7 protein-coding genes are annotated in these 8,569 nt (G+C 71.3%); 3 read left to right on the top strand and 4 right to left on the bottom strand.

Annotation, left to right across the window (positions count from 1 at the left end; translation table 11 throughout):
* The 3 genes from A5736_RS16995 to A5736_RS16985 all read right to left on the bottom strand — a co-directional run.
* A partial coding sequence (locus tag A5736_RS16995) for an alpha-(1->3)-arabinofuranosyltransferase (protein ID WP_076247490.1) occupies nucleotides 1-3,919 on the bottom strand: 3,919 nt, incomplete at its 3' end.
* A gap of 118 nt (nucleotides 3,920-4,037) precedes the next feature.
* Nucleotides 4,038-4,211: a DUF2613 domain-containing protein gene (locus tag A5736_RS16990; protein ID WP_065443914.1), complete on the bottom strand. Its 174-nt coding sequence runs from the start codon at nucleotides 4,209-4,211 to the stop codon at nucleotides 4,038-4,040.
* Nucleotides 4,212-4,303: 92 nt separating this feature from the next.
* Complete coding sequence (locus A5736_RS16985; RefSeq protein WP_076247488.1) at nucleotides 4,304-4,501, bottom strand: DUF2613 domain-containing protein; 198 nt, start codon at nucleotides 4,499-4,501, stop codon at nucleotides 4,304-4,306.
* A gap of 113 nt (nucleotides 4,502-4,614) precedes the next feature.
* On the opposite strand from A5736_RS16985, the gene A5736_RS16980 reads away from it, so the two are divergent.
* From A5736_RS16980 to A5736_RS16970, 3 genes are read left to right on the top strand one after another with little or no spacing between them, the layout of a single operon-like run.
* Complete coding sequence (locus A5736_RS16980; protein ID WP_076247487.1) at nucleotides 4,615-5,748, top strand: glycoside hydrolase family 3 N-terminal domain-containing protein; 1,134 nt, start codon at nucleotides 4,615-4,617, stop codon at nucleotides 5,746-5,748.
* A 50-nt stretch (nucleotides 5,749-5,798) separates the two neighbouring features.
* Nucleotides 5,799-6,440 (top strand): TetR/AcrR family transcriptional regulator, encoded by a 642-nt coding sequence (locus A5736_RS16975; RefSeq protein WP_076123638.1) that lies wholly within the window; start codon nucleotides 5,799-5,801, stop codon nucleotides 6,438-6,440.
* A gap of 15 nt (nucleotides 6,441-6,455) precedes the next feature.
* Nucleotides 6,456-7,715 carry a chloride channel protein gene (locus tag A5736_RS16970; protein ID WP_076247485.1) on the top strand — a complete coding sequence of 420 codons (1,260 nt, stop codon included), beginning with the start codon at nucleotides 6,456-6,458 and terminating at the stop codon, nucleotides 7,713-7,715.
* Here A5736_RS16970 and A5736_RS16965 read toward each other — a convergent pair.
* Nucleotides 7,712-8,557: a MaoC/PaaZ C-terminal domain-containing protein gene (locus A5736_RS16965; RefSeq protein ID WP_076123641.1), complete on the bottom strand. Its 846-nt coding sequence runs from the start codon at nucleotides 8,555-8,557 to the stop codon at nucleotides 7,712-7,714. The genes A5736_RS16970 and A5736_RS16965 overlap by 4 nt on opposite strands.
* Between the last annotated feature and the right edge of the window lie 12 nt (nucleotides 8,558-8,569).

Raw genomic sequence — 8,569 nt, 5'->3', positions numbered from 1 at the left:
CCGTTCCCGCGGCCAGCACCGCCACCCCGGCCCACGGGCCGGGCCGCCACGGTGTCGCGGGCGCGTCGTCGTCGCGCCCCCGCCGCGTGCGCCACAACGCGAGCGCGGCCAGCAGCGGCAGCAGCGCCAGTCCCACCGCCAGCCCGGCCCGGTACAGCGAGTTGCTGGCGAAGGTCAGCGTGATCGTGCCGGGGTCGCCCGCCGGCACCACCCAGCCCTGCTGCCAGCCGTTGACGGCGACGGGCGTCAGCCGGGTCCCGGTGCCGGTGCGCGCCACCCAGCCGGGGTTGATGCTCTCGGGAATGACCAGCACCCGCGCGTTCGCCGACGCGGGGGCCCGCACTTCGCGCCGGTCGGGACCCCACGCCTCGGTTTGGGCGGGAACCGGGGTCGCGCTTGGCATTTCGGCGGCGGTCGTCAGCTGGGCTCCGTCCACGACGAATTGGTCCCCGGGGCTGATCAACAGCTCCTGTTGGCCAGCGGGCAGCGCGATCGGGTCGCGTTCGCACGGCACCGCTTCGATCGGTTCGCCGTCCAGCAGCGCGCCCGCGGTGGTGCGGATCGAGGTGTGGATGAACCGCCCCGCGACGGCGATGACCGGGCCGTGGTCGCAGCCGACGGTGATCTCGCGCGATCGGTTGCGACTGGCGTCGGCGGGCGCGACCGGATTGCCGTCGGTCCCTAGCACCGTCACCTCGGCCAGCCCCGGCGGCTTGAGCTGATCGAAGCCCAGGGCGTTGCGGTCGATGACGTCTTCCCAGTCGAGCAGGCTGATGGTGAGGGTGTCGGTCACGCGCGGTTTCAGCGGCAGGGTTTGCGGCGTGCCGGCCTTGAGCTCGCGGACCTGCGGGCCGTCGCCCAGGTTCACGGCCAGCATCGTCGGGTGCGCCGGCAACGCCGACCGGCTGGGGGCCACGCGCACCCCGGCCACCTCGGTGGGGCGCGGCAGTGTGACGGTCAGCGTCGGCGGCGACTTGTGTTGCACCACCCGCTGCGGCGCCGTCCACGCGGTCGCCGGGTCGCCGTCGGTGGCGGCAAACGCAGAGCCGAGGATGTCCACGGCGTCCGAATCGCCTTGGGCCCGAATGGTATTCGGCTCGGCGACCAGATCGGCCAGCTTGGGTCCCTGCCGTGGCCGCACCCACACCGTCGGCGTCACCGACACCGGGGCGGCGACACTCAGGGTGCGGCTGAAATTGACCGGCTCCTCCGGCGCCAGCGCCATCGACGCCGCGCAGCGCACGCCGTCGGGCGCCTGGGCGCAGCCCGGCCTGCCGAGCAGTTCCGATCCCAGGTCCCAGGCCGCGATCGCCGAACCCGGCGGCGGCCCGGGCACCCGAACGGTGTGCCGCAGGCTGACCTGGTGGGCGAACCCCGAAGCGTCGTATTGGGTGATCGACAGGTCGGTGATGCCGAACTGCACGCCGGGGGAACCGTCGTCGGTGCCGGCGGCGGTGACCCGCACCCACGGGGTTTCGCCGTAGGGCAGGGCCGCCGCGAGCGGTTTGCCGGGTTCGTCGAACCGCAGCGTGGTGCTGCCGTTGGCGGTCTCGACCAGGATGCGGCGGACCTGGGCGCCGACGGCCGTCGCGCTCGGCGTGATGGTGATGGCTCCGTTGGCCACCGGGTGGTCGAAGTCCACCTGCAGCCACTGCCCCACGGCCGACTGCAGCGCGTTGGACACCCACGCGGTCCCGGAGTCGCCGTCGATCGCGGCGGCGGGGGAGGTTGCCGGCGCGACGTCGGGCATCGCGGTGGAGTCCGACGACGAACTCGACACGGTGATGCGGCCGCCGGTCCAGGCCCCGAACACCGGGTCGGCGCCGGGCACCGGGTAATCGGGCACCCGGTTGAAGGTATGCCGCGCGTCGCCGGGCGCCCGGATCGCCGACGAATGCTGGTCGACGCGGCCGTAGTCGGTCTCGCGGGCCACCGGGGTGTCGGTGACGGTGACCAGGGGCGCGGTCAGTCCGGCGCCGCGGGCGTCCTGCACATCAGAAGTCATCAGCACCGGACCCAGCGGCGGCCGGCCCAGCAGCCGTCGCCGCTCGTCGAGGCGCAGCAGCGCCTCGGGTCCGCCGTCGACCCGGGCCAGCCGATCCGCGTCGGCGAAGTAGGGCGCGCCGGGAGCGCCGGCGCCCGCCACCCGGTAGATCTCCACGGCCGGGTATCGCGGCCGCAGCCCACTGTCGGCGACGAACCCGGCTAGCGTGCCCGGCCCCACCGGGGTGCCGAACTGTGCCACCTTCTGCAGCCCCGGCGAACCGTCGACGGCGCGATGCACCAGGATGGGGCGCGCCGAGCGTGACGTCTCGGGATCCAGGTCGTTGCGCAGCACCACATACGAAATGCCTTGGCGGGCAAGGGTATCAGCCAGGCCCGGCGAGGGGCGTCCGGCGGCGAACAGGCGTTGCACCGAATCGAGCGCCCGGATGGTCTGCGGCGGTGTCAACGGGATGGAGTCGCGCACCCCCCACGGGCTGCTGCCGAGCACCTGCAGCGGCTCGTCGTGGCTGGTGCCCCACACCTGGGTGGCGAACGGTGCCCCCGGGATCACCAGCACCCGCCCCGGGGCCGGCGAACCCGAATTGTGTTCGCTGAGCCAGTCGGCGGCCTCCTGCCAGTACCGGGGTATCGCGCTGAAGGTGCCCGGCGGGGCCAGCCGGCCCGTCCATGCCAGCGAGGTGCTGACCGCCAGGGCGGTCAGGATCACCACCGTCGCGGCGACCCGCTTGTCGCGCTCGGGGTGGGCGAACGCCCGTAGCCACACGGGCAACGGAGCGCTGCCGGGTAGCGGTATCCGGCCCAGCAACTGCGCGATGCCCAGCGCGATGGGGATCCGGATCACCACGTCCAGCTTGTGCACGTTGCGCAGGGGCGCGCCGGCGGCGTCCAGGAATGCCTGCACCTGGTGGGCCAGCGGTGAGCCCAGCCCGCCGCTGTAGCCGACGGCCATCAGCGCCACGCCGGCCAACAGCATCGTGACCAGCCGTCCCCGCGCCGGCATCGCCGGGCTGGCCAGCCCGGCCAGCCCCGCCGCGGCGACGAGGCAGGTGCCCAGGATCGCCGCCGACCCGGTCACCAGCGGCGCGCCCGCGGTGGCGGTCGGCGCCACGAACGGGGTCCAGCTCTCGGTGCCGCGCAGCATCTCCACCAGCGACGACCATTGCGTCGTCACGCCGGAGGATTCGATGAAGTCCAGGAATGGGGGGCTGACGCTGCGCAACAGCCCCAGCGCCACGACCCACCACAGCATCGCCAGGGACAAGGCCAGCAGCCACCACGCCGTGTAGCGCCACCACAACCGGTTCGGCCGGTGACAGGCCCACCAGATCACCGCGGGCAGGCAACCGGCCAGCGTCGCGATGGCGTTGACCGCGCCCATCAACGCGACGGCCAGGCCCGCCTGGGCGGCCAGCGCCCGCACCGAGCGGCCGGACGACCCCCGCAGCGCCAAGATCGTGGGCAGCAACACCCACGGCGCCAGCATCATCGGCAGCGTTTCCGACGAGATCGACCCGAGGGTGGTCAACACGCGCGGGGACAGCGCGAACGCCGCCGCACCGATCAGGCGTGCCGTCGGGCTGCCGATGCCCAGCGTCTCGGCGACCCGCAGCAGCCCCCAGAAGCCGACCGTCAGCAGCAGCGCCCACCACAGCCGTTGGGTCGCCCATCCGGGCAACCCCAGAAAATGGCCCAGCAAAAAGAACGTGCCGTGCGGAAACAGGTAGCCGTAGGCCTGATTCTGCGCCTGGCCGAAGGGCAGGTCGCTGTTCCACAGGTTGGTCGCCCGGGCCAGAAAGCGCAGCGGGTTGGCGGTGAGGTCGAGTTTGGTGTCGGGGGACACCTGCCCCGGGGATTGGGCGAACGTCAGCGCCAGCGCGATCGCGGAGACCAACGCCAACCACCGGCGCGACAACGGCGCCGCCGACGAGCCCGACGCCGTTTCCGCGGGATCCGCGTGTGCCGAACCCGCGGCCGCAGAGTCCGATGGCGGCGACCCGCTGCGCCCGGCTTCGCCGCGCTTGCGATCGCCGCTAGCTACGGTTGCCGTACTCGACCCGGTTGAGCACTGACGACTGCGGATCGCCCCCGGGGAGTGGCGGCTTCGTGTCCTGTTGCACCATCAGCGTGATCCCGAAGATCGCGGCCGCGCCCAGCAGCAGTCCGACCACGACGCTCGCGGCGGCGGGCGCAATGATCCGGTTCATCGATGGCTCCTTGACTTCGCGGTCGGGACGGTGGGCAACCCAAACGTCAACCTAGCAGAAGCGCGGTCGCGGCCCCGGTGCCCGAGTCGCCCTCACGGCCACGGTATGCAATGCCCGTGAAAGCACCGGTCGCCGTAGTTCACCATGTGCGGCGCGGACGGAGGTGGGGGGCCCTGCACGGGCGCCGCGCTGTGGTCGTGCACGGCGAGGGTGACGCCGACGGTCGCGGCGGCGCCGATCGAGAGGCCCGCCGCGATGCTGGCGGCGACGGCCAGTGTGAACCCGGTCATCGCTGGCTCCTCCCTGCCAGTCAACTGGGGTTACCGGCCCCCGTCGAATGGCAACGTACCGCTGATGCCCCCTGACGTCGGAGATGAAACGCCGTTCGTGACAACATGTCCCGATGGCTTTTCCGCGCATCCTGGCCGTGCTGGCCGCCATGACGGTGCTGGTGGCATGCGGCCACGACTCCGCACGGCACCCCTCGTCGACGGTCAGCAAGCCGGTGGGCGCTCCCGCGCCGCCGGTGTGCGGCGACCCGACGGCCGCGCTGTCGACCCGCGACAAGCTGGCACAGCTGCTGATGGTGGGCGTGCGGAACGCCGACGAGGCCCGGACCGTCGTCAACAACTCTCACGTCGGCGGGATCATCATCGGCGGCTGGACGGACCTGTCGATTTTCCAGGGTGGGCTGGCCGAGATCGCCCGCAGCGCGGGGCCCCTACCGCTTGCGGTGGGCGTCGACGAAGAAGGTGGCCGGGTGTCGCGGCTGAAGTCGCTGATCGGGGTGGCCCCCTCGGCCCGGCAGCTGGCGCAGACCCAGACGCCCCAGCAAGTCCACGACCTGGAGTTGGACCGCGGCAAAAAGATGCGCGAGCTGGGCATCACCGTCGACTTCGCCCCGGTGGTCGACGTCACCGACGCCCCGGACGGCGTCATCGGTGACCGCTCGTTCAGCGCCGATCCCGGCACGGTCACCGCGTACGCCGGGGCCTACGCGCAGGGTCTGCGGGACGCCGGACTGCTGCCGGTGCTCAAGCATTTCCCCGGCCACGGGCACGGCTCGGGTGATTCACACAAGGGCGGCGTCGTCACGCCGCCGCTCAGCGACCTGCAGGCCAACGACCTGGTGCCCTACCGGACGCTGGTGAGTCAGCTCCCCGTCGGGGTGATGATCGGTCACCTGCAGGTTCCCGGGCTGACCGGCGACGACCCGGCGAGCCTGAGCCGGGCCGCGGTGCAGCTGCTGCGCACCGGCACCGGCTACGGCGCGCCGCCCTTCAATGGGCCGGTGTTCAGCGACGACCTGTCCAGCATGGCCGCGATCTCCGATCGGTACGGCGTCTCCGACGCGGTGCTGCACACCCTGCAGGCGGGTACCGACGTCGCGCTGTGGGTCAGCATCGAAGAGGTGCCCGCGGTCCTGGACCGGCTCGAGAAGGCGGTGGCCGCAGGCGAATTGACGATGCCGGCCGTGGACGAGTCGCTCCAGCGGGTGGCGACGATGAAGGGCCCCAATAAGGCGTGCGGCCACTAGCGCGCCACGGCATCGTTACTCTGGAGTCAGAGGGCTAGAGAGGCGTAGCGATGGCAGGTGGTACCAAGCGGTTACCGCGTGCTGTCCGCGAACAGCAGATGCTCGACGCCGCCGTGCAGATGTTCTCGGTCAACGGCTACCACGAAACTTCAATGGACGCGATTGCCGCCGAGGCGGAGATCTCCAAGCCGATGCTGTACCTGTATTACGGCTCCAAGGAGGACCTGTTCGGCGCGTGCCTGGACCGCGAGCTGAACCGGTTCATCGACGCGGTGCGCGCCGACATCGACTTCACGCAAAACCCAAGGGACATGCTGCGCAACACGATCGGGTCGTTCCTGCGCTACATCGACGCCAATCGGGCGTCGTGGATCGTGATGTACACCCAGGCCATCAGCTCGCAGGCGTTCGCGCACACCGTGCGCGAGGGACGCGAGCAGATCATCGAGCTGGTGGCCGGGCTGGTGCGGGCCGGCAGCCGCGCCCCACGACCGGACATCGACTACCAGATGATGGCGGTGGCCCTGGTGGGTGCGGGCGAAGCGATGGCCAACCGGCTGTCCACCGGCGACATCGACGTCGACGAGGCGGCCCAGCTGATGATCGACCTGTTCTGGCATGGCCTGCGCGGCGGGCCCGAGGGCCGCGAAGCCGCCGCCGAGGCGGGCGGCTCCAACGCCGCGGCCGGCTAGACATACATTCATGCGGTGGCCGAACCACTGCGCCGCCGCAACCTCGAGTTCTTTTGCGCGGTAGTCATCGTCGGCCTGCTCGCCGGGTTCGCCGGGCTGGCGACGACGGAGGTGTTGCGTTTCGTCGAGCACATCACCTACCACTACAGCTTCGGCACGCTGCTGGCCGGCATCACGGGCAGCAGCCCCGTTCGTCGCGCGGTCGGGCCGATGGTCGGCGGCGCGCTGGCGGCAGTGGGCTGGTGGATCCTGCGGCGCCGAAGCGAGGTGCCGCCGCTGGCGGAAACCATCGCGAGCGGCGGCCGGATTCCGCGGCTGTCGTGGAGCGTCGATGCCATCCTGCAGGTGCTGCTGGTCGGCTCCGGGGCATCCCTCGGCCGGGAGGGGGCACCGCGCCAATTTGCCGCTGCCCTAGGCGATTTGGGCACCGAATGGCTGAAGCGGCTGTCGGCCCGCGACCGCGAGATCCTGCTCGCATGCGCCGCCGGTGCGGGGCTGGGCGCCGTCTACGCCGTTCCGCTGGCCGGCGCGCTGTTCTCGGCGCGGATCATGCTCAACACCTGGCATCCGCGAGCGCTGGGCGCCGCGCTGCTGTCGTCCAGCCTCGCGGTCGCGATCGGCTCGGCCCTCACGGGCGATCAACCCGACCTCAAGTGGCCGGTCGGCGAGTCGACGTATCTCGTTACCGCGCACGGCCTGGCGTTGGCGCCGCTGGCCCTGGTGGTCGGGCTAGCGTTCAACCGGCTCATGGCCGCCGCGCGCCCGGCCCGCCTGATGCGGACCTGGGTGCTCGTCCCGGCCCTCGCCGCCGCGGGCCTGGCGACGGGCATCTGCTCGCATTGGTGGCCCGAGCTGCCCGGCAACGGCCGAAGCATCCTGACGGTCAGCCTGGCCAGCGGGATGACGCTATCGGCGGCCGCCGTCATCCTGGTCCTGAAACCGCTGCTGACCGCGCTGTACCTGCGCGCCGGCGGCGCCGGCGGAATGCTCACCCCGTCGCTGGCGACCGGCGCGGCGGCGGGGGCGGTCCTGGTGCTGACGGTCAATTGGCTGGCCGGCACGCACTTGCATGTGCCGGCGGTCTCGCTGAGCGGCGCCGCGGGCGTGCTCGCCGTTACCCAGGGCTCGCCGATCTGGGCCGCGATCTTCGTCTGGGAACTCGCGCGGCCCCCGCTCTGGCTGTTCCTCGTTTTCCTGCTGACCGCCTGCGGCGCGCATGGGCTGAAAGTGCTTGTGTTAGGCCCTGATAGATCTAGCTCGACGCACGCGGGCTAGAGCGCGCGGACCGTTCCGGTCAGATGCGGATATCCCTTGGCGATGTTGCGCAGCGAAAGATCCCAGCCGCCGTCGTCGCCCCTGTCGATGTAAAGGCCCGTGGTGGCGGGCAGCAGCACTGGCTTGCCGAACCGCACCGAGTACGTCACGGCGTCGGGAAGCATGCCTTCGATGTTGGCCAATACCGCTGCCGCAGTGAACATCCCGTGCGCGATGACCGTCGGGAATCCGAACAGCTTGGCGGCGACCGGATTGGTGTGGATCGGGTTGTGATCCCCGCCGACGACGGCGTAGCGCCGGATCTGGCCCGGGGTAATGCGCAGCACCGTGCTCGGCGGGGGCAGCTTGGGCTGCTTCTGCGGGGGCGGCTTGGGCTCGTCGGACAGGCTGGTGCGCTGCTGGTGCAGGAAGGTCGTCACCTGGTGCCACGCGGTCTCGTTGCCGACGCTGACGTCGGTCACCAGGTCGACCAGCAGGCCCTTGCGGTGTTCGCGGAGGTTCTCGGCGTGCACGCGCACGCCCACGGTATCGGTGACCGCGATCGGCCGGTACTGCGTGATGTGGTTCTCGGTGTGCACCGATCCCATTGCGGCGAAGGGGAAGTCGAACCCGGTCACCAGCGACATCATGGCGGGAAAGGTCAGCGCGAACGGATAGGTCAGCGGCACGTTGTTGCCGTAGCGCAGGCCGGCGAGCGACGCGTACTCGGCCACGTTGGTCTGGTCGATCGGCAATTCTTCGACGGTCACCGTGCGGCTGGGCAACTGGTCGGACCGGGGCACCAACGGTAGCGCCCCAGCGGCGGCGCGCAGCAGGTTCTTTAGGCCGCTTGGCTGATTCATCGCGTTCCCCTC

Origin of the sequence: Mycobacterium sp. SP-6446, assembly GCF_001954045.1 — a bacterium.
Classification (GTDB): Bacteria; Actinomycetota; Actinomycetes; order Mycobacteriales; family Mycobacteriaceae; genus Mycobacterium.
This window is presented reverse-complemented; position numbering and strand designations above follow the sequence as displayed.